This is a genomic window from Sphingomonas sp. SKA58 (assembly GCF_000153545.1).
Taxonomy (GTDB): Bacteria; Pseudomonadota; Alphaproteobacteria; order Sphingomonadales; family Sphingomonadaceae; genus Sphingobium; species Sphingobium soli.
The window spans coordinates 931784-955159 of record NZ_CH959307.1 but is presented as its reverse complement, the minus strand read 5'-3'; the positions used below and the strand labels follow the sequence as shown (position 1 = coordinate 955159).

General features: G+C 59.0%; 21 protein-coding genes. 5 read left to right on the top strand and 16 right to left on the bottom strand.

Features of this window, described 5'->3' with window-relative positions:
* Nucleotides 1-22: 22 nt before the first annotated feature.
* From SKA58_RS14075 to SKA58_RS14055, 5 genes are all read right to left on the bottom strand, one after another.
* Nucleotides 23-3730, bottom strand: a complete 3708-nt coding sequence (locus SKA58_RS14075) for an AAA family ATPase (protein ID WP_009823128.1) — start codon at nt 3728-3730, stop codon at nt 23-25.
* Nucleotides 3730-4962, bottom strand: coding sequence for an exonuclease SbcCD subunit D (locus SKA58_RS14070; protein ID WP_009823127.1), 1233 nt, complete (start codon nt 4960-4962; stop codon nt 3730-3732). Before SKA58_RS14070 ends, SKA58_RS14075 begins: the two co-directional genes overlap by 1 nt.
* Nucleotides 4963-5045: 83 nt before the next feature.
* A complete protein-coding gene (locus SKA58_RS14065) occupies nt 5046-6521 on the bottom strand; it encodes a DUF2779 domain-containing protein (protein ID WP_037543212.1) in 1476 nt (491 codons plus the stop codon).
* Nucleotides 6522-6587: 66 nt separating this feature from the next.
* Entirely contained in the window at nt 6588-7616 is a 1029-nt protein-coding gene (locus tag SKA58_RS14060) for a helix-turn-helix transcriptional regulator (protein ID WP_232209434.1), read from the bottom strand.
* 155 nt (nt 7617-7771) lie between these two features.
* Entirely contained in the window at nt 7772-9205 is a 1434-nt protein-coding gene (locus SKA58_RS14055) for an ADP-ribosylglycohydrolase family protein (RefSeq protein ID WP_232209433.1), read from the bottom strand.
* Nucleotides 9206-9427: 222 nt separating this feature from the next.
* Between SKA58_RS14055 and SKA58_RS14050 the strand changes: the two genes are divergently transcribed.
* Nucleotides 9428-9676 (top strand): hypothetical protein, encoded by a 249-nt coding sequence (locus SKA58_RS14050; RefSeq protein ID WP_009823122.1) that lies wholly within the window; start codon nt 9428-9430, stop codon nt 9674-9676.
* Here the strand turns inward: SKA58_RS14050 and SKA58_RS20105 are convergent.
* Nucleotides 9670-9918 carry a hypothetical protein gene (locus tag SKA58_RS20105; protein ID WP_009823121.1) on the bottom strand — a complete coding sequence of 83 codons (249 nt, stop codon included), beginning with the start codon at nt 9916-9918 and terminating at the stop codon, nt 9670-9672. The two genes, SKA58_RS14050 and SKA58_RS20105, sit on opposite strands and share 7 nt — an antisense overlap.
* On the opposite strand from SKA58_RS20105, the gene SKA58_RS19545 reads away from it, so the two are divergent.
* From SKA58_RS19545 to SKA58_RS14040, 4 genes are read left to right on the top strand one after another with little or no spacing between them, the layout of a single operon-like run.
* Nucleotides 9805-10158 carry a thermonuclease family protein gene (locus tag SKA58_RS19545; protein ID WP_332249873.1) on the top strand — a complete coding sequence of 118 codons (354 nt, stop codon included), beginning with the start codon at nt 9805-9807 and terminating at the stop codon, nt 10156-10158. The genes SKA58_RS20105 and SKA58_RS19545 overlap by 114 nt on opposite strands.
* On the top strand, nt 10158-10316 hold the full coding sequence (locus SKA58_RS20355; protein WP_156784215.1) for a hypothetical protein: 159 nt from the start codon (nt 10158-10160) through the stop codon (nt 10314-10316). Before SKA58_RS19545 ends, SKA58_RS20355 begins: the two co-directional genes overlap by 1 nt.
* Nucleotide 10317: 1 nt before the next feature.
* Entirely contained in the window at nt 10318-10545 is a 228-nt protein-coding gene (locus SKA58_RS19540) for a DNA translocase FtsK (RefSeq protein WP_083784910.1), read from the top strand.
* Nucleotide 10546: 1 nt separating this feature from the next.
* Entirely contained in the window at nt 10547-11284 is a 738-nt protein-coding gene (locus tag SKA58_RS14040) for a hypothetical protein (RefSeq protein WP_009823119.1), read from the top strand.
* Between the two features lie 61 nt (nt 11285-11345).
* On the opposite strand, the gene SKA58_RS14035 is transcribed toward SKA58_RS14040, so the two are convergent.
* From SKA58_RS14035 to SKA58_RS13990, 10 genes are all read right to left on the bottom strand, one after another.
* Nucleotides 11346-12035 carry a HEPN domain-containing protein gene (locus SKA58_RS14035; protein WP_037543208.1) on the bottom strand — a complete coding sequence of 230 codons (690 nt, stop codon included), beginning with the start codon at nt 12033-12035 and terminating at the stop codon, nt 11346-11348.
* A gap of 55 nt (nt 12036-12090) precedes the next feature.
* Nucleotides 12091-12660 carry a hypothetical protein gene (locus tag SKA58_RS14030; protein ID WP_037543206.1) on the bottom strand — a complete coding sequence of 190 codons (570 nt, stop codon included), beginning with the start codon at nt 12658-12660 and terminating at the stop codon, nt 12091-12093.
* A 4-nt stretch (nt 12661-12664) separates the two neighbouring features.
* Nucleotides 12665-13057 (bottom strand): heavy metal-binding domain-containing protein, encoded by a 393-nt coding sequence (locus SKA58_RS14025; protein ID WP_009823116.1) that lies wholly within the window; start codon nt 13055-13057, stop codon nt 12665-12667.
* Between the two features lie 29 nt (nt 13058-13086).
* Nucleotides 13087-13707 carry a hypothetical protein gene (locus SKA58_RS14020; protein ID WP_037543654.1) on the bottom strand — a complete coding sequence of 207 codons (621 nt, stop codon included), beginning with the start codon at nt 13705-13707 and terminating at the stop codon, nt 13087-13089.
* A 127-nt stretch (nt 13708-13834) separates the two neighbouring features.
* Nucleotides 13835-14023 carry a DUF6961 family protein gene (locus tag SKA58_RS20575; protein ID WP_009823114.1) on the bottom strand — a complete coding sequence of 63 codons (189 nt, stop codon included), beginning with the start codon at nt 14021-14023 and terminating at the stop codon, nt 13835-13837.
* 49 nt (nt 14024-14072) lie between these two features.
* Nucleotides 14073-14585 carry a hypothetical protein gene (locus SKA58_RS14010; protein ID WP_156784213.1) on the bottom strand — a complete coding sequence of 171 codons (513 nt, stop codon included), beginning with the start codon at nt 14583-14585 and terminating at the stop codon, nt 14073-14075.
* Nucleotides 14586-14684: 99 nt separating this feature from the next.
* Complete coding sequence (locus SKA58_RS14005; protein WP_009823112.1) at nt 14685-16028, bottom strand: anti-phage deoxyguanosine triphosphatase; 1344 nt, start codon at nt 16026-16028, stop codon at nt 14685-14687.
* 165 nt (nt 16029-16193) lie between these two features.
* The gene (locus SKA58_RS14000; protein ID WP_009823111.1) at nt 16194-17036 is read right to left on the bottom strand and encodes a hypothetical protein; all 843 of its coding nucleotides are present in this window, start codon (nt 17034-17036) and stop codon (nt 16194-16196) included.
* Nucleotides 17037-17052: 16 nt separating this feature from the next.
* Complete coding sequence (locus tag SKA58_RS13995) at nt 17053-20220, bottom strand: UvrD-helicase domain-containing protein (RefSeq protein ID WP_037543652.1); 3168 nt, start codon at nt 20218-20220, stop codon at nt 17053-17055.
* A complete protein-coding gene (locus SKA58_RS13990; protein WP_009823109.1) occupies nt 20213-22930 on the bottom strand; it encodes a PD-(D/E)XK nuclease family protein in 2718 nt (905 codons plus the stop codon). Before SKA58_RS13990 ends, SKA58_RS13995 begins: the two co-directional genes overlap by 8 nt.
* Nucleotides 22931-23376 lie beyond the last annotated feature (446 nt).

The window sequence follows — 23376 nt, the reverse complement described above, 5'->3', positions numbered from 1 at the left end:
GCGGCTCGCCGCAGGGGAATGTTTAGGCGCTGACTACGGTCAGTTCGCTACGGCCCCGTGCGACTGGTGTCACTTCTATCTTCACGGGAATCCTTTCCTTTATCTCCTCGACATGGCTGATCACGCCGACCCGGCGGCCGGTTGCATGAAGATGCTCCAAGACCGACAGAGCTTGGCCGAGGCTTCCACCATCCAGGGCGCCAAATCCCTCATCGATGAACAGGCTCTCGATCTTGAGGCCGCGGCCAGTGGACATCTCGGCAAGGCCGAGTGCCAAGGCAAGACTGATCAGAAAGCGTTCTCCGCCTGAAAGATTGTGCACCCCGCGAATCTCTCCAGCCATGTCATGGTCGATGACCTGGATAAGCATGTCGCCGCTAGGAGCGCGTTGGAGTTCATAGCGGGGCTTGAGATCCGTAAGCCTCGAATTTGCGTGCGCAAGCAGCCGATCGAGGGTCAGCCCTTGGGCGAAACGACGGAACCGGGCTCCGGTCGCGTCGCCGATAAGTTCATCCAAGGCGAGCCACACCCGCGCCGCTGTGCGCTCGCGTTCCAGCTCGGCACGAAGCTTTGTGGTCTGTGTCCGTACCTCATCGTCCCGGCGCAGGACGAACTGGGCGTCCTGGAGCGCCTTCTGAGCGGCCTCGTCAGCTTGCTTGGCTTCGCTGATTGCCTGAACGAGGGCGTCGCCAGAGAGGTCAGGTGGATCGGTCTGATCGTGATGGATCAGATCCTCCTGTCGCTGCGCCAATAGGGCAGCAGCATTTTCGAAGGCCCGGTCGATTGCGGTAAGCGTTTCAACCTCCCTGTCGATTGCTACCTGCCCTTCCCGCGCTGCAGTAGCGACGGCTTCCTCCTCAATGACCAGCTCAGTGAGTCGTACGTGGAATCGACCTTGGCGGTCGAGATGATCCTGGACCACGCGTTTAGCTTCCTGATCGGCAGCCTCTTTGCGGGCCGCTGAAGCCGCCTGATTTTCACGGCCGAGAGCCGCCGCACTTTGGGCAGTCTCCAATGCCTGGCGACACTGCGACAGCGCGGCTTCGTTTCGGGCGACGACAGACTCAACAGTGTCGCCGCCCAGTAGGTCGTTCCGAGCGTTCGTTAGCAGTATCTGCTCTTGCTCCCAGGCTTTCGCCTGGGACTCGATTTCGTCGAAACGGACGATGGCTGCTGCGGTCTCCGCACGCGCGTCAGCGACCGTTTTCTCCAAGCCAGGCATGGCCTCGACGATCTTAGAATGGTCTGCAAAATGCGTACGCCAGGCGCCAGCTTGTTCATCTAGCCAGCCTATTGGGTCAGCAAGCTGCCGCCAATCTGCGGTGCCGCTAAATCTCACATCGATTGATCGTGCGAGCCGATCCCGCGTTTCGGTAACGTGCGATTTGCGCTCCAGTAGGCTGCTCAATTCCTGTTCGATATCGCGGAAGGTCTGAGCGGCGACGCCGGAAGCTGTGCGACTTTTCTCCCAATCGCTCCGGGCCTTTTCATCAGCGACCTGGGCGATGGTAACCGCCGTCCTGGCTTCGGTCATGGTGGATCGCTGACCATCGAGTGTGGCTAGTGCGCATTCCAGAGTGGCTTCGAAGTTTGGCTCGGCCGGATCAAGGCCCGTCGGGCTGCATTTTTCGGACAGGACAGCAAAGGCGGCCTCGGTCTTTTCTTCGGCCGTCGTCAATGCGGTTGTCTGGCATTCTATGTCGCGCTCCAGACGGTTGATCGATTCGTCAGTGGATTGGATGCGGGCGACAAGAGTGGCCTCTTCAGCGGTCTTCGACGTCAATGATGTGTCAAGATCGACGATGCGGTCCCGCTGTTCGTGGAGCTGCTTTCCCAAAAGGGAATTGATCGCGCTCAACGCATGTTCGGTGGCTCCGCAAACCGGGCAGGCCTGCCCTTCCTCTAGTGTTGCGCGAAGTTGCATTGCTGCTTCGCCAGAGGCTGCTTCGGCTAGCTCGCCAGCGCGGCGCGCCTCCTGCAATTGCGCCCGCACGATGGGAAGGCTGGAGCTTACCTCTGAGTGTCGACTGACGAGGTCTTCGCGCTCAACCTTTGCGTCACCGAAATTACGCCGCAGACGGGCCATAAGATCGCGGCATGCCCCTACCTGGGCTTCATGATGCTTCCAGTCCACCAGAAGAGGGGAAAGGGCTCCCAGGCGATCCCGCTTTTCGAGAAGCGCGGAGAAGTCGCCTTCGGATGGTGCGGAGGCCTTGGCTTCGTCCAATATGTTGCGAGCCCATGTGGCAGCGGCGGCTGTTCCCTCTTCAGCTGCCTTGAAGGCCTCCCATGAACTGTTGGCCGCGATTTTGGAGGCTTCCGCTTCGTCTACGCTCCCTGAAATTTGCGAAAGCTTTAGATCGACAGCGGTGATCTCGACGAGCTCTGCCGCAAGTTCTGTCTGCTGCGTCGCCAAGCTGGCAAATCCAGCGTACTTCGCAAGCCAAGATGCATGACCGTCACGGGATGCAACGGCCTCATACAAGGAACTGCCAGCAGCCCGCTCAACCTCTTGGCATTCGGCTAGAGCTTGCGTGCGCGCAGTGCGTGCGTCTGAAATACCGTTGAGCGATGCGCGCGTTTCGGAAAGCTTGCGGTCGAGTGTACGGGCTTCCTCTATCTCAGGAGATTGCGCCGCCACCCGCGCTGTCTCGCCCTGGAGGTTCACCATCGCCTGGCTCTCGGCGGCGACCGTCTGGGTCGCGCGTTCGCGTGCCTGATCAAGTTCACCTTGTCGCAGGACGGCATTTTGCTCAGCTCTGCGAGCCAGCGTCCCCGCCTCTTGGACGGCGGTCCAATCTCCTGCAAGGGCGAACGCCGCTTTACGAAGACGTAAAATTTCATGCCGAGGAGCGGCTTCCTCCCGGGCAGCGTTTGCGGTCGAAACGGCCAACTCACATTCCGTGACCTTGTTGGCCAAGGTAGCGCGCTCGGTTTCCCAGCGAACGGCTTTGGAAAGTTCTCCAAGCGTGGATGAAGTTCGATCGGCAGCATCTTTCGCGGCGATTTGTTGCTCTTCAGCGGTCCGACGAGCTTCGTCGTCGAGGCCATTTTGAGCTTCGATTCGGTCCAGAATCGCCTGTTGCTGCGCCCGGAGTGTTGCTGCCTTTTCATGCGCTGCGCGGCCAAGGCTCGCATAAATATGCGAACCGGTCAGCCGTTCGAGCAGCTGCGCGCGTTCGTTATCATCTGCCTTGATGAAGGCCTCGAAATCCCCCTGTGCTAGGAGGACTGCTCGCCGAAACTGCTCCGCTGACAAGCCGACTAGGCGGTGTATCTCCGCGAGTGTTTCAGTCTTCGTTCCACCAAGGATCTCGCCATCGGCAAGCCTGGTGAGACTGTGCCGGGTTCCCTGCATGCGACCATCGGCCCTCTTATGGGCCCGCTGAACAGTCCACCGCGCACGGTAACGTTCGCCGTCGCGACCGACGAAGTCCAATTCCGCATAGCCTTCACCTGAGCCATGCCGAAGGACCGCCCTGGGGTCGCCAGCCGACAACTCGTCACCTTGGACCGTCTCAATTCTGGCGCGTGCCGGTGCTGCACCGAGGCGCGGCACGGCATCGAACAACGCGAGGCACATGGCGTCGAGCAGGGTGGATTTCCCGGCGCCCGTCGGGCCAGTGATGGCGAAAATTCCAGCGTCGCTCAGGGGTTCGGCTTCGAAATCGACCTCGAAATCGCCATGGAGGCTGGCGAGATTACGGCCGCGGATCGCGAGCACGCGCATCAGACGTCCTCCCTCGACATTTGTGTTTCAATGAGCAGGGCTTGGAACGCTTGGCTCAAATCCTCTGGCGGCTCGCTGCCATGGGCGCGTTCGAATAGCTCTGCGAAAACAGCCTCGGGGAGGAGCTCGGCAAGATCGACTTCGCGTTCGGCTATGGATTGGTTGGTAGCCTCACGAGCCGAGACGCGCGCGATCCGCGTTAGCCGCAAAGGCTTGCCGTCGAGGGCCGCCATGACTCGAGCTTGCAGGTTGGGTTCGGGGCCATCAACGAGCACTGAAACTTCCACGAAGGGATGAAGCCCGCGAGGAAGCTCTGGATCAAAGTCCAATTCTTGGATCGCGAGCTCAACCTCGCCGATCGGCTTCGGACCCTCAGCGGGAACCGTGAGAAATGGAACAACGCGCGGGATTTCCTCTTCGCGAGCGGCTGCGCCGCCCCCGAGGAGATCGACTATGCTGATCGAATGGCGGTACAGACGCTCGGTCGCGGACAAGGGAAACGGCGATCCTGCATAGCGTATCAGAGTGTCGCCCTTGATCGTCTGTGGACGATGGAGATGGCCGAGCGCGATATAGGCGGCACGGTCGTCAAAGAGTGAAGTTGCCTGGGCCTCCTCACCGCCCACGGTGATCCGACGCTCTGAATGTTCGGAGACATCCCCCTCCGCTACATGGAGGTGGCCGGTCACGATCAGCGGCAGCCCGTTCGCACGTTCGGCACCGGCAGTCAGAACATTCTCATATAATTCTGGAAGCCCGCCCGACCCCATGTCCCCCGGCCGGCAGTAGGGCACCGCTGCTAACCACGCCACGATCGTGCCCGCCCGGTCCTTGAGTGGGACCAGCATCCTCTCGAAATCGGGTATGCCGTTCACACGGGGGAGAGAGCCGATAAGGTGGATTCGTCCAGGACCGAGGAGTGCGGCGGGCAGATTGATTCTTGCTGCACTGTCGTGGTTCCCGCCGATAATGACGATCTGCAGATTGGGGCAGCGTGTCGTCGCATCCCGAAGGAACGCATAAAGGCGTGCCATCGCTGACACTGGAGGGTTCGCGACGTCGTATATGTCGCCCGTGACGAGCAGAAGATCCGCCTCTTCGGCGACGAGGCGGTCGAGGAGCCAGGATAGAAACGCTTCATGCTCCGCCTCTCGTTCATGGCTGAACAGCTCATGCCCGATGTGCCAGTCAGAACTATGGATCAGTCGGAAGGCGGGTCTTGATTCGATCATGGCTTAAGCTTTGCGGAATTGGCGACAGAAATGGACGTAATTTCGACCATGGGTCTGGCCAGCGCTGCCTTGAAGCAGCAATATCAGTTTTGAGTGAGGTGCCTGGCTAGGACGATCATCGCTTCTGTGTCTCGCCCACAATAAGCTCGCAGCGCCGCATCTAAGGCAGCCCGACGATCGTCCGTCGTGGTAGGAGAGATGGCCTCCAGATAGGCAGCCTGGGCGTTACCACCGTCTTTCACCTCAAGCTCTGAATAATCAAGATCGGGGGCAACGGTCGGCAGCACGGCCTTGATTGACCAACTGCCTCGTTGGTCGCGGTGATACCAGTTGGCGCGAGTGACCGGCAGCAGATCAACCACCCGGTCGATGATCGAATTGAGATCGTCTGCTAGATCGGGAAAAAATTCAGAGAGCTCGCGAAGGCGCGCTTTCTCGAAGCCTGCATTGTAGGCAACTACCGCGCCTGAACTGGGAATCATCGTTACCAGCGCTTCGGCGCAAGCCCTTCGCGGGTCCGCACCATCCAGGCTCAGAAATTCATGGTGTTGTAGGCTTCCGTCTTCCGCTTCGACATGAGCGGAAAATTGGAAGGGCACCTGTTGATATGGACGCGTGCCAACCCAGCGCGGAATGGCGAATGCGATTGTCTCAAAGTCCAACCACGTCCGGGGGAAGCACCAATCCGCCATGGCGGTGCGGGCGCCCTCAACGTTATGATCGGGTTCACCTGTCACGGTAGCCTGGTAAACCCGTTGATGGGTGGGGTTCGTCAGCATCGTGGGGTCAATCTCGAAAAGATCTTCAACCCCGCGTCTCAGCCAGTTATTCCCGCCGCCATATGGAAGAACGGTGACCGGCCATTCCGGGCCTTGCGGAAGTGCTCCCTCGCAATATGCCGCGAAATTACATGGTAGGCCGTCGCAATGTGATCCAGGGAGGATGCTGGGTTCCTCACCGGCGAGCGTTTCGCGCGCTGCGGCTACAACCTCGGCCCGTGTTTCGACCCGGTCCTGGATGTTGGAAGTCAGATCGCTGTCGAAAAACAGGCCGTCGAGCGAACCATCTCCTTCGAGAACGAAGTCGGTATCGAGATGCCGGATCGCGGCGCTCTCGATTGGCACACCGGCTTCACGGGCGACCCAGACCTGAGTGGCTAGGTCATTTACGTGATAATCCTTGGGCTTGGTTGAGCTTTTAACCTCAGCCATGTGCCAGCCGCCAATACCGTTCGGCTCGAGAATATCGACTCTCACCAGAACGCCATCATGTTGAAATGTGGCTTCGAAGATCGGATCCTCATGGCCACTTTCAAGCAAAGCCTTCGTAGTGGCAAGCGCCGCGGAAAGATCGGGTTCAGCCTCGACCATGACCCCGCCCGGCAAGAGCGAGCATGCGGCCGCGCCAACCTCATGCCCGGCAGCGAATCGCGCTTCTGCGCCTTCGTCTGTCTCAGCCAGTTCGGGGCGATGCACAGATAACCACAGTCGCTTCGGGCACTGCTCGAAATAAGTGATCCTGGACTTGGAAAGCCCAAAGGTGCGAGGCGCTACGCTCATGCCGTCACCTTTACCGAGAGGCGGGCAAGGGTGAGGCGGAAAATCGAAGAGTTGATCGTCATGTCTTCAACCATGCATCGTAGGCGCGACAAAAATGGTCGTGTTAGGCGAGGCGGCTTCCGGTGGCAGCATCGTCAGCGCCGCCATGATGCGCTGGCGCATCATCTCAATGAGCGCGACAGGCTGCTCTATGATGAGCTCATTGCCCCAGGTGAATAGATGCTCTGCCAGCTCTCGCATGCCGCCGCTGGTGAAGCGGATCAGAAGATCACCATTCTCCAGCTGTTCTATTTGCTGATTGCGGTGGAAACGCCATTCGCGAGCCCGTGAGGCGGCAGATGCATGAATGCGAAGCACGACGTCTTGCTTTTCATCTCGCCAGACCCCGAAACTATCGGCCAGCCAGGCATCAATGTCCCAGTCATCCGGGGCACACCCGAGCTTTTCGCTAAGCCGGGGTTCGATCATACGGTCCAGTCGATAATAGACCGGGTCGTTTTCTCGATCAGGCATCTTTCCTACCAGATAGGACAGAGGGCCGTGAACAATGCCAAAGGGTATAACCCGTCGCCAGCGCGGTTCTTGTTGCTGTACCGCGGCGTAACTGAATTCAAGGCAGCAACCGGACAATATCGCCGCTTGGACGACCGCAATCGTCTCAGGCGGAACTGTAGCGACGGGGCCGGCGGTGACCATCGTCCGCTGGAGCCGGGTAAGAGCCTCCAGGTCAGGGTCAATGCGGCGCTTTTCGCGGTCGTCAAACGCGCCCTTAACCTTGGCGAGGAGGCTCGCCAGTTGGTCGGCACGAACTGTTTGGCCGGCCCCTCGTCGCCCATCAGCCTCGGCCGTAAGTGCTGCAACTTCAGCCGCAGTGGGGCGGGTGTAGACGCGCCGAAGGCTGTCTCTGATGATAAAGCGCTTACGGCGATCTTCTGTTACTTCTTCAAGGTCGAAGTGCCGCGCGATGACGTCGCGCATGCGCTCGGCGGTCCTTCGATTGACCCCCAGTGTTTCAGCCATTTCGTCGAGTGTCAGGCCCTCGGTCGATTCCGATAGCGCGTGTACGAGCGCCAATAATCGGTCCAATTTGGCCATACGATCGGTCATGCTGCACTACCCCCCCATTCGTGCCCAACTACGACCGCTTTCGCCGCTCTTTCAAGAGCCTAATGAAGGAAATCGAGGTTCCCGATGCCGAGGGATGGGGGTAGGGGGCAGGGCGACCGAAGCAATGGCGTCGCTGCTACAGCTTACCGGGATAAGAGCTGATCCGCCATTTCGCCAAGTCGCTCATAAGCGACGATCCGATGCCGCCATGCTTCTGGGATTCCGTCCTCGCCATAAAGGGCACCCGCGAGTTGGCCAGTAATGGCAGCCGTGGTGTCGGCATCCTCTCCGAGATTGGCGGCAGTCAGGACGGCTTCTGCGAAACTGCCGGTTCGACCAATGCACCAGAGTGCGGCTTCCAGCGAATGCGCGACATAGCCCGATGCGCGAATATCTTCCCTTGGCTTACCTTGCCAGGAGCCACCAACGATGTCGGCGATCTTCCTGGCCAGGCCCTCGGCCCTGATGTTGAGAACCTCGTCCAGGGTGCTACCGGAAATCGCGCTCGCGGTCATTCGTGCATAGATGACGCAGGCATCTACTGCTTCGGTCGCTCCATGCGTGACCCGGCTTTGACGTGCTGCCGCGTCATCAAGTGCTGGGATGTCGTCATGATATCGAAGAGCGACTGGCGCGAGGCGCATCAGGCTGCCGTTCCCTGCTGTGGCTGGATCTGTCGATCCGGCGATGGGATCTCCCGATTGGTCCCAGCGAGCCAATGCCGCGCTGACGGTCATGCCTATATCGAAGCAGTGCCCAGTTGACGAATAAGATCCCTCATCCCGCCAAGCCACGAAGCGCTTCATTAGGTCAGCTTCATCGATACCGTTGCGGGTCAAAAGACTATCCGCCAGGGCGAGGGCCATTGACGTGTCGTCTGTCCATTCGCCAGGCCTCAAGCCGAACGGGCCGCCACCGATCATGTCGGTTAGGAGGGGATAGCTGTCCCTGCGCGCAAACTCCAATGTCGTTCCAAGGGCGTCGCCTACAGCCAATCCGATCAGTGCGCCTCGGCCGCGAGCACGAATTGCCGTGGAGGTCTTGGCGGGACGAACCTCTTCGACTGTGACCCTTTGCTGCACATGGGTGAGTTGGTCGTGAGTTTCGATCGCTCCGGGGCGAGCCATTCTCACCCGCGCTATGGCAGCGTTCGGCTCGGTCCCCAGTTCGGCCAGTAGGCGCGCGGCTATCATTCCAGCGCGCCCCAAACCGCCCTTGCAATGTAGCACGATATCGAAGCCTTGGCGTAGGCGGGAGCGCAGATTGGCGCCAGTGACGGCCCATGCCTGCTCGAATGCCGGGGATGGAATGCTGACATCCTCAATGGGCAGATGAAACCAGTCCATGTGATGTGCGCGTACTTCCTCGCCGAGCCGTTCCACGCCGAGGCTAAGGAATTCTTCGGCTTCGATCAGAGAGACTACCGCGGCCGCGCCACTGGCTTGAATGGCTTCTAGGTCTACGCAGAGGTCACGGTTCCATGCCCCCGTCAGCGCATCTTGCTGCTTTTTACCCGGGCAGAATGTAATCCCTATTCTGCCACGGGTGCCGCCGGTTGGGACGAACGCGATCTTCAACGGATGGCTCGCACTGGTGCGAGGCAGATTAGCAGCGTTTCTTTGGTCCATTCATATCCTCTCGGGCCATATTCATGGCGCCAGCGTGAAGTTGGCGAGAGCTATTGCGACCGAATCTGACAGATGTGGTCGTACCTACATGCTCATGGCCTTTGAAAGGCCGAACCATCTTGACCCAGCAGCCAGGATGGGGTGGTGAGAGCATCAAACGGGGGAATTAGCATGAAGATTGATCGAGATACGCTGAAAGAGGCAGGAAACAGCGCCGCGAAGGTCGGCCAGAAAATCGGCGAGAAGACTGTCGATGGGGTGAAGAAAGCCTGGGACACCGAGATGGGACGCACGGCCATCACCGGCGCTGCAGCAGGTGCCGCTATCGCCGCGGTCGTGCCGTTCGTGACAGTTGGGGCAGGCCTGTTGATCGGCGGCGCGATTTCCGTGTTGGCGAAGAACATCAAGTCAGGTCAGTAAGCTTCGATTGGAAGCGGACTGTAGCCGCTGGCAAATGGCCAAAACTCCCAAAGGCTTGGTCCGCCGGTTGATGCTCCGGCAAGTTCGCTACTGCCGGGGCAATCGGTGAAAATCACTGAACGGAATCCATGATGATCGGAATTTTCTTGCTGGCAGCTGCTGTAACCGTCGTCGATGGCGATACCATCCGTTTGGATGGAGAACGCGTCCGCCTGGTCGGCATCGACGCGCCTGAAATCCATGGATGCCCGGAGGGGCGCGCATGTGCTCCGGGAGACGGGCAGGCCAGTAAGCGGAGCCTGCAGAATCTTATAAACGGTCCCATCAGCATCCGCCGCGTGGGATACGACCGTTATGGTCGTACCCTCGCCCACATATATGTGAATGGGGTCAATGTTGCCTGTGAGCAGATTGGCCGAGGGCAAGCAGTCTACATGAGAAAGTGGGACAATGGGCTTGAACTCGCGCGGGAGTGCAGGTGATGTCGCGTCGCTGGGATGAGCGGGATAGTGAGGCTGATGGTTCGCCTTTCCCCTATCTGGTGGCTCTAGAAGCGATTGTCATCGGAGGTCTTGTCCTGCTCGGCACGGGTATGATGTTCGCATCAGGCGTGAGACGGCTCATTGGCCTGTTCGGCTGATATGAAAGGCGACGGTGCGGAGATGCATGCTAATCGCGTTGAAATGGCGCGTGATCTGATCAGAAATTCACGTTCTGGTTCAATAAGCCGATTAGCCAAGGAATTAGAAATTCAATATGCATATGCGCGCCGAATTATGGACGATTTAGAAGCGTCGGGCTTGGTGAGTGCGCCAGACAAAAACGGAGCGCCCATGGTTGCACCAGGCGATTTTGTCGGGAACTTGTAAGTTGGGCCGGCTCATTTTCCTCGCACTTGTTTTGATCATGGGCGTCTTTCTACTACGCTTGATTGGGAAGGTGCTGCGCAAGGGGCTGCGAGGCCTCGTCCATGCCGCTTTTGTCCTCGCAAATGTTGCGGGCGCCGCGTTGGTGGCAGCATTGGCTGGCCTTATCGCTTTCGTTGTGCTGCCCATCGCTCTGGTGGGTGATTGGTTCGGAATTGCCGTATCTGGCGTTGCGATCTTGGTTTTCGTCCTGTGTCTGAGAAAATTCGGACGCCGTGAGGGACTTGCTGATCGTCAGCTGCCGGCGATTGAAGAGGAGTCGACGATTTCTTCTGCGGTCGTCGAGGACGCTTTCGAGCCCGAGGCGGATCCACATATCGCTGAAGCCTGGAAAATCGCTGGTGAACTTGCGCCAGAATACACGCAGCGTCTTTCTTCAGCTCGGCGTAGCTGTGCTCGGGTGCTGGAGATGGCAGCCGGGGAGGCGGTCGAATGGAGCATCATCGACTGTTCTACATTCATCTCCCGCACGGTTCCGGAAGCCGTGTCAACCGCAGCGGCACTGATGAAGGATGCCGCCGCCTCAGAGCGACGCTGCGTTGCTGATGAGCTGGTGGTTGACCTTGAACGGATCGCGAAGCGCGCGCGGGAGGAAATCGACAGCCGCCGGCTGCAGCTACGTAACAGTTGGAATATTGTCCGCACCCATATTGCAAGCAGGACATCCCGCGACGCGTTGTAGCGACGGTCCAGCCGCATCAGTAACATGTCGATCACGGCTCAGGTGATCAGGACGCTGCCGCCTAATCGATCACCGGATAGTGGGGCATCGGCCACTCATGATCTGCATTTTCCATCATCAGGTCGATAAACAGCGGCAGCAGACACCCCAGCAGAGCTGAGCCATCTCGAACTTGCGTCCGATTCACATCGCTGTTCCAAGTCGCGCCGCCATGGACTAGCTGGTTTCGCAGAACGTACAGGCGTCCAAACAGGATCGACAGCAGGGTCGCCGTGTCATGGCGACGAAGCGCATTCGCCGTCGCGTTACGCTCACGTTCCAACATTTCGCGCCAGTCCTCAAAACCAGCAATATGATTATGATGATGCCAAAAAGGCGCGAATACGTAGCGGTTGTCCAGCAGCAGCCTGATTTCCTGGCTGAAGCGCTGCCAGACCATGTCATAAATCCGATGCTTGCCATCGAAACTGACCAGAGTGGAGAAAAAGCGCGCGAAGGCGTCGCGCTCGCGCTGACTCTCGCCACCCAGCGCTAAACCAACGTCACCGGCATAGGCCGCGTTGAAACCGATCCACAGCAGGATGAAGCGTACGTCCTCGTCACCCTCGTCGGCTTCTGCCCTGCGGAGCCAAGAAAGTGCTCGGTGAACTCGAAGGGTGAGAGGCATAGCGAAGCCCTCGCGAAGGCTTCGCTGCTTCTGCTTGAGCGCTTCAGGATGCAGCGGACTAGAAGGTGGGTAACGGAACGACATATGCTCGAGCCTCGCATTCTCGAATGCCTAAATCACAATTTGAGCAGCACCATTTTCATGAATGCGGCACATCTTGTTTCGAAATCAAGAGAGGCGCGGGAGCAGGCTCTTCGCCATCGGCGATATACCCATGAATGATATCGCCCGCCTTGAACGTCGCATTGCCGCCCTTGTTCAGGAGGCCGAAAATGCCAAAGCCCAACACGCCCAAAATGACCCCGCCGGTGTTTGAGGCGCCTTCAGTACCTTTCGTACCGGTCAAAGCGACTGGCCCCCATTGGGTGTCGAGGTGAAGCAATCGGAGGCTTAGCTGCCCTTTGCCACCCGCCGCGCTCGTGCCCGAGACGGAAACAATCTCCCCCCAGGCGATAGCCCCGATTGGAACTGCCACTGCTCCAGCCACGGTGACGGGTGAATTAACGCGCAGCCTGAAACGCTCGCCGGCCTTGGCAGACCGGCTGTTCACTTCGCGAACCACCATCAGTTCAACATCTGTACCCTTCACCCAGCGAGGAGTGAATGAAGGGGCAGGGGCGATGGTGGTTTCCGAAGCGGCAGCGTCCTGAGCAGCTATTGCCTGACTGCTGGCCAGAAGAACGCCAGCGATAAAGGCTGCGCGCAACATCAAGTTAGTGGGAGCCAGCAGGTGCCGTTGCCGCAGTGGTGCTGCCAGCCGGCAAGAAGCGGACCGCCGTGCCGGTCGCGTTCGCTTTGCCCCAGCTGAATGCCGACACATGAGCATCACCATATTGCGCTTTGATCACGGCATCAGCACCCAGCTTCTGCGCGCGTTCCCACAGTTCTCTGTAGATTTTGTCCTGCGAAGGCGATTTGCTGAAGACGGTCGCCTTACGAACCCCAGCCTTAACCTCGCCCAGCACCTCGTAGGGGCGGTCGGTGATATCGTAGGGGAAAACAGGTACGCCGACTTCCTCGTTCACGAGCGACTGAGCCTGGGTTGGTTGGGCAAGGGCAGGCGATGCAATAGCCACCGAACAGGCGGCAATCAGAACGAAACGCATAAGAATTTAAGCTCCGTGTTAAAGTCGAATCACTTTGTATAAGGGGCAACCGCCGGAGCCGTTTTCACTGCGGCAGCAATAGAAGTGCCTGCTGCGACAGGAACGGTCGCAGGTTCAAACGGTTTGGCTTCGGCGAAAACCAACGGCACATCTTCGCCGATGAAACCCTTTACTTGCGATCCAGAAGCGATTTTGGCGCTCGTACCCGTGGTGAAGAAGCCTACGACCGGAACAAAGGCAACTGCGGCGACGACCCCTGCCGTTCCGGTGACGCCCTTATCGTCAAAGGTGCCGGTAAGCCGGATTTGGCGGCCGTTCACGCTCACATTGAGGAGAGAAGCGGTCAGGTGGCCGGATTTGCCCCACATCCCTTTGTTACGGACTTCGGTTATCTCGCCGACAGCAGGCGAACCGACCGGAATGACGATCTGACCACCTACAGATACGGGCTCAATCACCGAGAGCCTAAAATGCTGACCCACACGTAGTTTCTTGCCCTCGGTCGTCAGCGGCTCTTCCATCTTGAGTTGGATCTCCGTGCCCGTGCGAAGAACATTGTTGGCTGCGGGACCAACAGCCAGCGCAGGCGACTGGACCTGAGCATGAGCAAGCGTCGACGAGGCGACGGCGCAGGCGAGCACCGCGTACATGAATCTCATTGAAATACCCCCATATTTGACCTTCCCCAAGGCCAGTGAATCTGTTGTATGGCGCCGACCGAGATGTCAAGTTGTCGGCGCCGTGGTTGAAGTTTGTTATCTCAAAGGCGCGCGGCCATTACTGAACCGAGTCTGCATGTAATATCTGATCCATTTTGGATGCTATTGCCTTCCAGAAGGTTAGTCCCTCCCAGTCTCCGTCGACGGCAAGTTCGCCAATCCGCGCTGCTACCTTGGTGGGTGCTTGGTCGCCATGTCGTCTCAGCAACATTATGGCCGCGCCCAGCGCGATTTGATCGTTGGTCATCAATTCGCTTCCATGGTTGCTGCGAAGGTGGCCACGCTGCGAATCAGCCTCATGGATCCAGCTTCCAGTCATTATCGGCGATGATGTTCCGAATGTTCCAAACCACCCGCGGATTGGGGCCTCCTGCGCCGCTGAACTGTGGGTAAGCCGTGAAATGCGTGCGAAAACCTGGCTTCAGATCAAGTGTCAGATTGTCATGGCTTTCGCTGACGGGGGTGCATCGATCAATGGGTTCGTCGGGCGAATCGCATTCGTAAAGGCGACCTGCCAGGAGCGCGCTTTCGAGCGCCTCGTTCCCGCGATTTTGAAGCCACCCCTGCACCGAGTAGCGAAGTTGCTGATCGTCGGCATTGGATTGGAGATCCTGTGCCTCAATCTGCCATTCTGCATCAGGAGAGCCTGGCGGTAACTCATGTTCGCTCCACCAATCTTGGACGAACAGGAAGCCGAGCCAGGCAGTAAGCGCGTAAATGGCCCAGCGGAATGGGGCCACTTGCATCATCAATGCGAAGACGATGCCCGTTCCCACCCAGGCTAAAAGGCTATTCTCACGCTCCGACACACTTGCTCCCTGCTGGCGATGGGAGTCTGCTAAATTTCTTATGCGTCAAAAGCGGTCGTAAATTTGGAGGCGCGCACCTCATCCTTCTGTTATTGGATTTCAGAGTTTGTCGAACACCGATCCCATCCGAGGGGCAAAGAGCCGCTCATAGGTCCGCAAGAGATGGGCGTCGGTCATGCCCGAAACATAATCGCAGATAATTCGCATAGGTTCGGCAGATGCGCCGAATTTGACGTAGATGTCGTTGGGGAGGAACCGCTTCGGTTCGGACTTCATTACCTCGAAAACGGCGATCACCATCATTTGCCCTTTGAACTCCAGATGCTGGACGCTGGGGCTACAGATCACCTCTTCGTAAACCAGCTTCGTCACGGCGGCCAAGAAGTCCGCCACGGGTTTGGGTACCTCGGCTCGATACATGAGCCTTGGCTCCTCAAACTCGGCTTCCTCACGGATCTGAATGCTCGGAATGACGAAATTGAGAATCCGGTTGATCTGGTGCTTGCGGTCGTTGCCGTCTCCAAACAGGCGGTTAAGCAGGCCGCCATACACGTCATTGCCATATTGGCCACGATACTGGCTGTTCAGATAGTCGAGCAGGCCTTGGCAAGCCGATGCAGGCACATGTGTCTGAAACTGCTGCTGATCAATCAGCTTCAGGGCTAGCGCATCCTCCAGGTCATGGATGCCAAAACTGATATCGTCCGCGAGGTCCATGATCGAGCAGGCAAACCCTTTGTGACGCGCTTTCGCGTGCTTTTCTGGCCGGAGGTCAAACTGCCGAAAGGCCTTCTGATCACTCGTGGTCATCGGAGCGAGGATCCAATCTACGACGTCCTGCTCACAGTCCAGATAGCATTTCGGGGGCTCGGAAGCATTGCGGTCGAGCAGCGGCGTGCCGCTGGTGTCGGAAAGCATCCCCGGTCGGAGATCTGGGTTCGCCACCTGGCTGAAAGCAACAGGGTATTTGAGAACACCCAACAGCGTTTCGCGGGTTAGGTTGGAACCGGCGGACTCGGAGAATTTCTCCAATCTCGACAGGATCCGGAGCGTCTGGCCGTTCCCTTCGAAGCCGCCATGATCCCGCATGCAGTAATTCAGAGCGACTTCGCCGCCATGCCCAAATGGGGGATGGCCCAGATCATGGGTGCAGGCGATGGCTTGGATGAGAGCGTGTTCTGGTAGGTAGTCCAGCGCGGGGTGACCAGGAAGATTGTGTACGAGCTGTTTGACCAAGCCGCCTGCAATCTGCGCCACTTCCAGAGAGTGCGTGAGCCGGGTGCGGTAAAAATCGCTATCGCCAAGATTGAGAATCTGGGTCTTGCCCTGCAGTCGCCGGAAGGAGGCTGAGTGGACCACGCGGCCATAGTCAACATCGCCGGCGGACCGGGCATCGAAAGATTTGCGCGACTCCGGCGTTCTGCGGTCTAGCCAGTGCATCATACCCCCATTCCGTCAGCAGGATGTTTGCGCGCTAGCATGAAGCGTGTCCTGCGGGAACCGAGCCACAAATTTTCAGAGGTGTCGGTCGCAGAAGGGCCGGTTTTATGGAAGTGGGCACCTCAGTCCACTGTCTGTCTATTATCGTTGAGCAATGATCTGGGTTGTCTACTCAGCTGCGATGCATGCTGGCCCTGTCACCTTAGGTGTCCTCGCGACGATCGCGATGAATTTTTCGGCCGCGGCAGTGACCTCGGGCAACTGATCTGCAGGCGCACCAAGGATCGACCAGAATTTGGGTTCATTCATCATAGTCCGCCGAGTCGGTGTCTGCTGGGCTGTTTCGCGCTCGCCCTTCTGCGTAATGAAGCCCCAGAACCACAGATCGTCCCAGAGCGTCGGCCTTTCCTCGCAAATCAGGCCGCTTTTTCTGATTACCGCATTGATCTTGGTGAAGTTGGGAGACTTCATTCCGATTGCCGCGAAGATATGCAGGATCACTTTGTCCACAGGTACATGTAAGGTATCATGCGGATTAACGGTGAAATCCTGCAGGAACCGAAGTTCACGGTTGCAGTCCAGCGTGTGAATCTCGACGATCGACTTGACGAAGAGAGCGGCGGTCTTTTCGCCGAATCCTGCGACAGAACGAAGTGCCAGCCACATTTCTTCGAAAACTGGCAGTTTAGCGAACTTTGTTTCCGCGGCCAGATCCGAATTGCCGATTAGCCACAGGGCCTCAACCAACTCGCCAACTGTTTGGACCTTGCCAAAGGCCGCGCGGTGAATGTGCAGCTTTTTCCAGGCCTGTGCGAGCAGATCCAGTTTGGGGGCCGATTGGGTATTGGCCTTCGAATACAGCAGCGATCGGAGCTTACTTTCCGTGTCGAGCCATGGCAGCACGTCCTGACGATAGGCACAATGCTGCACATGCTCATTGAAGTGGCGATTGCGTTGCAGGAACTCGAATATCTCTTCCAGTTTTCCGGCAAGTTCTGTTGAAACGGTCATATTGTCTCCGCGCACCTCAAAGCGCTCCAATCGTCAATTCGCCAGTATGGGTCCAGAACACACCAGCGTGTGTCACCTTGCCCGCTCCCATACTTTCAACCGCTCCTGCATATGCGGCGAGTTGCGGCCAGTACGTCGCGTAGCGTGCTTCATGATCGGGGACAGGCCCGCTCTTGTGATCGACGATCATGAAGCCGTCCCGGCCTTGCGCTAGAAGGTCAAGGATCACGCACTGAGTTGTGCCGTCGGCGAGTGCGACGTCAAGCGGCTGTTCGACATAGAGCGTTGCAAATCCGCGTGCGGCAAGGTTGCTGCGGAGAGCATCGGCTTGGGCGGCCATCGCTGAAGCTTCGCTCGCGCTCACCTGGCAATGTGCGGCTACCTTTCCGAAAAGCTCGGGCCTCTGGAGACAGATACGCAAGCCTTCATGCAAGGCCGTGCCCTTGTCGGTGGCAAGAACGAGATCGGCATTGGCCAACTCGATGCCGGGGGCAAGGCGAGAGGTTAAAAGCTTTGTCGGCAAAGGCAGGTGCGTCGAGAGGGCAGACGAGGGGGCAACTATTGCTTCCGCCAGGGGCATCACGCCCTGCACAACCGCATGGCGCGCGGCACGAGCGATAGGCGCAGGTGCAACAAAGCCGCCATCGAAAGCAGCAGCGATTTCGTCGCTGCCTACCGTCAGGCGCGCGGGGAAGTTCGTGCTGCCAAGCGTGATGCAGCCGTTGCCGATCGCGAAGCCACATTCCTCGACAAGCATCTGTGCCGGGCTGATATTACCCTCTTTCCATTCCTTCGGCGGCTTGGGCCATTCGATCACGAGCCGGTCGCGTGCTCGGGTCAGCGCGACGTACAAAAGCCTGCGGCAATCCTCTCGCGCTTCTTCGCTGCGTTGGGCCAGCGCGCGCTCCAGCGCTTCCTCAGCCGCGTAATCTGCCGAATAGGAAAGGTCCGCCTTGGCAAGAATCGCATCAAAATCATCGAAATCAGGAATTTCAATACGAAATTCATGGGCTCGGGGATTACGATCGTGCGCCATCGTCGCTACGATGACTAGTGGCCATTCCCGCCCCTTCGAGGAATGCCAGGTAACAACCTCGATGCCATCGGTTTCAGTGCCGCTAGCATGCGGGCGACTGTCATCCTGACTCGTCGCGCGCGCCTCGAGCCAGCCCAGGAATACAGGGATGCCATTGCCGTAAAAGCCGGCGGCTTCGCGCGGGGCTGGCTCCGCGCAGGCAAATGCCGCAGCTTCCGCCTCGAACCGGGCAAGGTCAGCGCGCATTTGCAAGGGGTCCGGCAGCATCTCGCACCATTCGCGCAGACCCGCAACGGCAATAACCTGGGCTACCACGGCATCGGCCGGAAGGCCCCTGGCCTTATCGTGTAGCGCCTTGAGTTGCTCCAGCCCGGTTGCCGGAATCGCAGTTCCCGCCGTTAGCGCGGTGAGCCCCGTTCCAAGATCCAGCCTCTCCGGGCCAAGGCTCGCGAAACAAAGCGCGGCGTGGGCATCGGCCGGATCGGCCACGAGGCTAAGGGCAAAGACGGCGCATTGCACCACCGGACTTTTCCACCAGCCGTTCTCGGCGAGGCGTACGGGCAGGCCGAGGACGCGCAGCTTCTCGGCATAGTCCGCGCACTGCCTGGAAGTCTGGCACAGCACTGCGATATCGCGCGGCGCAAGAGGCCGCCGAACCCCTGTGTGCCGATCCTCGATGATCATCTCGTTCTTGTCGAGGATGTCCGCGATGCGCTCAGCCACGTTATGGGAGGGCTTTGCCGGATTGGGATTTTGCTTCGTGCCTCTTTCCCTGCCCGAGACCATCTGCTCAATCACTTCCAGGGCGGTCCCGTCGCCACCTGTCCGAGTCGGGGCAAGCGAACTGTAGCGCTCGCCGAAAAGGTACTGGCCCAACCCGTTCACAAACTCCATGATCGGTGCCGTGGAACGCCAGTTGCGCTCCAGTGGTGCGTGGGGATGCTGCAACGAAAGCGCCTCCGCAAGGCGTGGGTCTGCACCTTGGAAACCCATGATGGCCTGCTTGTTGTCACCTACAATCAGAGTACGCGGTGCGCGGCGGGCAAGCTGCCACAAGAACGCGAACTGGATCGGGCTCGTGTCCTGGAACTCATCGATGATCACGCAATCGATCTCGGCGAGAACGGCCTCTGTCACCTCATTGCGTTCAGCGAGCATCTTGGCTGCATTCGCGACCATATCGCCGTAATCGATTACGCCGATTTCTGCCTTGGCACGTCCATAGTCGGCCATGACCCGCTGGGCGGCTCGCACAAGTCCTTCGGCATGCGACATGGCATCGTCACGTGGTCCCGGTAGGAATGGCAAGGCTTCAGCGGCCTCAATTACGGCCGTCGCCAGTTCGTCGTAGCCCTCGGGCGCCTTGGTGCGGGTGGTGGAAACCCAAAGATTGCGTAGCTTCTGCCAGGCCCGCCAGTCATGCCTACCCTGCTTCAAGGCCCGCTGTGTGGCGAGCAGATCTTTGAAATTATCACGCAGATCTTTCCGTGCGGTTTTGGTCGTCACGCTGTCAGCGATCGCCCGCGGAAATCTCTCCAAAAGTGCATCGATCGAACGGAGAAGGCGTTCGGCGGTATCCTCGTTCCGCCCGCTGACAGGTCCATAGGCATCGCCGACCCACTGCGCGGCGCTCGCTGCAAGACTAGGGTCGGTGCCGCGTGCGCCAAGCGTACGAAGCTGTTCGACAAGGCGCAGAAAGCGTCTGCGAAATACATGCTCGGCGCTGGCGCCCGAATTGTAGTCGTAAGAATAGCCGTGCGCGGCAAGGTTGCGCGAAATCGTCCCGATCTCGGAAACGGCCTCGATCGAACGACGCAGCAGCAGGTCTTGCTCGCCCTCCTCGATGAGTCGCAGACGCGGCGAAGCGCCGTGTGCCAGCGCATGTTCGCCCAGAAGCCGCTGACCCAGCGCGTGAATGGTAGTGACATAGGCCTGCTCGACCTCGAGCGCGGCCTCGATATTGCCCTCCGCGAGCAGTTCTGCACGAATGCGCTGGCGCAGTTCGCTGGCAGCGGCTTCCGTAAAGGTGACGGCGAGGATCCGCCGCGGCGCAACCACCCCGTTTTTAACCCAACCGCCTAAAGTCGTCTTGATATGGTGGGTCTTGCCGGCGCCTGCGCCGGCGGGAACGATCGCAATCTCAGTCATCGTCATTCTCCGGTGCGAAGGCGGAAGGCATTGGATCTGGGCGAAGGAAGGCCCGGATCAACGGACTGTCGTCGAAAGCATATGTGCCGAGCGACGTCTCCCTGACGAAATGCTTCTCGTCTTCGCTCCAATTGGTTTCGAGATGGCCGCGGCGCAACGCATCGAACCGCCGCTCCAGTTCGACCATCGCGCGCCTGGAAATGTCATCGTCGAACGTCTCCAGGCCAGGCGCTGTAATCCCGGCGACGCCGTTCACCAGCACTCCGGAATCGTTCATCATATTGTAGGCAACGCCTGCTCTGCCTCTTGCCGCGTCCAACACCGCATGCTCGGGTCCTGGGGTCTCGCTGCCGGACTTGCCGTTCTTTACCTTCATCCGGCGGTAAAGCTCGACCTGCAGATCGCAACCGGCCTCCATGCGCTGACGTCGCTTACCCGAACCGCTCTTCTTGTGATCGACGATCACCGGTTGCCCGTCGCCAAGCCGAAGCAGGGTGTCGGCCTTGCCATGCACAGGATGCCCCAGCACTTCGCCCTCCAGCCAGAATTCATTGGCTACCACTTCGGCGTCCAGTTCCTTGAGGATTGCCGCCCAGCCCTCTGCGGCCCGAATGGTGTCGCCGATCATCGCATCGCGTTCCATCGTCCAGGCCGGGCCAGTCATGAAGGGTGCATCGATAGCGATGCATTCGTCGAGCAATTCTGGCACTCGTGACGCAATAGAGGCGGGGTTGCATACCGTCTCCCCCGCCTTGAACAAGCGTTCAAAGACGCCGTGCGTAAGAGTGCCGCGCAGTTTTACATCTAGCGCTTCTGGCACCCAAGGAACATGAGCAGCGTCCAGCTCCTCAAGGATCCATGCAAGCGGACTGACCAGCAGCTTTTCAAGCCTGCTCGGGCTTTGCGGGCGAGGTCTGCCTTCTTCGTCTAGCCTCAAGTGCAGCAGGTTGCGGCCAAGGTCGTAGTGAACCGGCGGCTGCGGGCGCACCTGCGGCTCGAACTCGGGCGGAACACGCCAGTCGAGCAACCGGTCCCATACCGAGGTGCCGGCGCGGCCGAGCGACGTGACGAGATCCTCGGGATCCTTCACCTCGGCGACGAGCCGGGCAAGGAGCGCAAGGCTGGAGGCTGGAAACAGTGCCTTACCGTAACCGTCGCGTTCCGCACACAGAAGCACGATTTCGTCGCTCGCTGCAGACAGTTGGCGGACAAAACGACCCAGTCCGTCCTCAAGCATACGCCGGCGAGTTGGCAGCGCAAGCCCGCACGCCCGCTCGATTTCGTCCAACTCACTATCCAAGAAGACGGCATTGCGCGGCGCCGCCACGGGATAGTTTCCTTCGTTGTAGCCCAGTACGACCAGTTTCTCGAATCGGCGCCTCGGCGTCTCCCCCGAATGCAGCACGCTAACTCCGCAGGAATAGAAAGCGCCACGGCTTTCCCGCTCAAGACGGTAGGTCCCGGCCGTTGCATGAAGTGCGCCCCAGTCAGGCGTGTCCTCCTCGTTCCTTGTTGCTAACGTGCGCAGCAGAAGCGTAATGAGTCTCTTGGCTTCGGCCATGTCGCGTTCGATATCTGGCCGGGAGGGGCCCAGCAGCTTGCGCAAGACGCGCAGGCGCGCTGAAAACTGCTTGTTGGTTTTGGCGCCGCCCCCGGTCAAAAGTTGAACAAGATCGCGCCCGTCCACGCCGAGATCGACGCCAGAAGTTATGGCTCCGCGCCCCTGCATCACCCTCCGTGCCATGCTCGCGCCAAGGTTGCGTGGCCATGGCATGATCGGCGATGCAAGCAGCGAGGCCCGTGCCATTGCTGGCGCCGGTGCGTTCATGCACTGCACGAAAAGATAGATCGTCTCCGCCCCGATGTTACGCGCAGAGGCGCTGGCGGGAAGCCCGCTCAAAAGCAGCCCGGCGCTTTGAGCCACCCCTGCGAGCTGCGCCGCATGCTGACTGCCGTCGGGAACGATCACCGCGATTTCCGCAGGCGAAATTTCGGGTGTTTCCCGCAGCCAGCGCTGGATGATCGCCACTGCCGCTTCGCATTCACCAAGACTGTCGCGCACCGAAAGAACGCTGAAGCTGTCGTCAAGTGGCATGGCCTGTGCAGTTCGGGCAAGCAGACCCCGTTGGATATGCCCGACCAGCCTATCGGCGGGAGCGGCGGCCTCGCGACGCGCGCTAACAAGGCGCGCGAAATCGGGATCATCTGCGTCAGCGATACCGTGATGCTGTGCCAATTTGTCCAGGATGGTCTGTTCCAGCCGGGTGCGCGAGATGGAGCTGGTTGGAGCGATCAGCCGTACCGCTTGCAGTGCATCGTCGGCATTACAGCCGAGGAAGTCGCGCAAACTGGCAATATCTGCTGGCATAACTGCGCTGTTCGTGCGCCACAGGCGCAGCATCGCGTCAAGATGCAAGCGAGCACGGCTGCCCTCGGCTAGAGCCGTGACATCGATGTTCGCCGGTTCAAGGCCCGGCACCTCGAGCATAACCGCGCGCAAGCTTGCGCCAACGACCCGAGCGGTTTCGCGCGGCGCGACCCGGAGACTGTCGGTCCAGGGCCAGACATTCCCGTCGGCCAGCAGCAATTCGGTAAGATCTGTCTCATTGTGATGGGGTAGCGCATACAGACTAGAGATTAGTCCGGCGCTCAGCGGTAGGCAGCCTTTGATCGGACCGCTGCCGATTTTCAGGTAACAATCCTCGAACATAAGCAGTCTTTTCCAGTCTCAACGCCGCAAAACATCTATTATCCCCAGCTTGCCTCCAATTGTGACAATTCCGGTCGTTCGATCGACACGACGCGGCCAAGTCTTTACGCTCTCAATCACGGGTCGGATTGGTGGGGTGTCCTGGGCGTTAAAAAGAAAAAGTAAAATACTTGTCAATCATAGAGATAAGTCTGACATTGCTGTAGCGGCGGCACGAAGTTCTGCTCAGCCAAAATGTCAGTGATGCCCGTGCTCGCAACTCAGTCTTTCGGGACAAAACTGCGTAACCTTGCGCTTACCCACCGTCACTGCATCGGTGCCACTTGGGGGAGAGGACGGGAACGGCTTTTCAATAAACGACCGTTTCTGTCGCCCTAGCCAAGAAACTCTCTCTTTATGACGATCACCGCCTACCAATCCGTACCGACAGGCAACGCGCTTCACCC

Bases quoted from the DNA above. Each gene is read 5' to 3' on its own strand.
- SKA58_RS14070 (WP_009823127.1), bottom strand. From the start codon at position 4,962: ATGATCGAATCAAGACCCGCCTTCCGACTGATCCATAGTTCTGACTGG.
- SKA58_RS14075 (WP_009823128.1), bottom strand. From the start codon at position 3,730: ATGCGCGTGCTCGCGATCCGCGGCCGTAATCTCGCCAGCCTCCATGGC.
- SKA58_RS19540 (WP_083784910.1), top strand. From the start codon at position 10,318: ATGAAAGGCGACGGTGCGGAGATGCATGCTAATCGCGTTGAAATGGCG.
- SKA58_RS13995 (WP_037543652.1), bottom strand. From the start codon at position 20,220: ATGACTGAGATTGCGATCGTTCCCGCCGGCGCAGGCGCCGGCAAGACC.
- SKA58_RS14050 (WP_009823122.1), top strand. From the start codon at position 9,428: ATGAAGATTGATCGAGATACGCTGAAAGAGGCAGGAAACAGCGCCGCG.
- SKA58_RS20105 (WP_009823121.1), bottom strand. From the start codon at position 9,918: ATGGATTTCAGGCGCGTCGATGCCGACCAGGCGGACGCGTTCTCCATC.
- SKA58_RS14000 (WP_009823111.1), bottom strand. From the start codon at position 17,036: ATGACCGTTTCAACAGAACTTGCCGGAAAACTGGAAGAGATATTCGAG.
- SKA58_RS19545 (WP_332249873.1), top strand. From the start codon at position 9,805: ATGATGATCGGAATTTTCTTGCTGGCAGCTGCTGTAACCGTCGTCGAT.
- SKA58_RS14065 (WP_037543212.1), bottom strand. From the start codon at position 6,521: ATGAGCGTAGCGCCTCGCACCTTTGGGCTTTCCAAGTCCAGGATCACT.
- SKA58_RS14060 (WP_232209434.1), bottom strand. From the start codon at position 7,616: ATGGCCAAATTGGACCGATTATTGGCGCTCGTACACGCGCTATCGGAA.
- SKA58_RS14005 (WP_009823112.1), bottom strand. From the start codon at position 16,028: ATGATGCACTGGCTAGACCGCAGAACGCCGGAGTCGCGCAAATCTTTC.
- SKA58_RS14030 (WP_037543206.1), bottom strand. From the start codon at position 12,660: ATGTTGCGCGCAGCCTTTATCGCTGGCGTTCTTCTGGCCAGCAGTCAG.
- SKA58_RS14035 (WP_037543208.1), bottom strand. From the start codon at position 12,035: ATGTCGTTCCGTTACCCACCTTCTAGTCCGCTGCATCCTGAAGCGCTC.
- SKA58_RS14025 (WP_009823116.1), bottom strand. From the start codon at position 13,057: ATGCGTTTCGTTCTGATTGCCGCCTGTTCGGTGGCTATTGCATCGCCT.
- SKA58_RS20355 (WP_156784215.1), top strand. From the start codon at position 10,158: ATGTCGCGTCGCTGGGATGAGCGGGATAGTGAGGCTGATGGTTCGCCT.
- SKA58_RS20575 (WP_009823114.1), bottom strand. From the start codon at position 14,023: ATGACCAACGATCAAATCGCGCTGGGCGCGGCCATAATGTTGCTGAGA.
- SKA58_RS14020 (WP_037543654.1), bottom strand. From the start codon at position 13,707: ATGTACGCGGTGCTCGCCTGCGCCGTCGCCTCGTCGACGCTTGCTCAT.
- SKA58_RS13990 (WP_009823109.1), bottom strand. From the start codon at position 22,930: ATGTTCGAGGATTGTTACCTGAAAATCGGCAGCGGTCCGATCAAAGGC.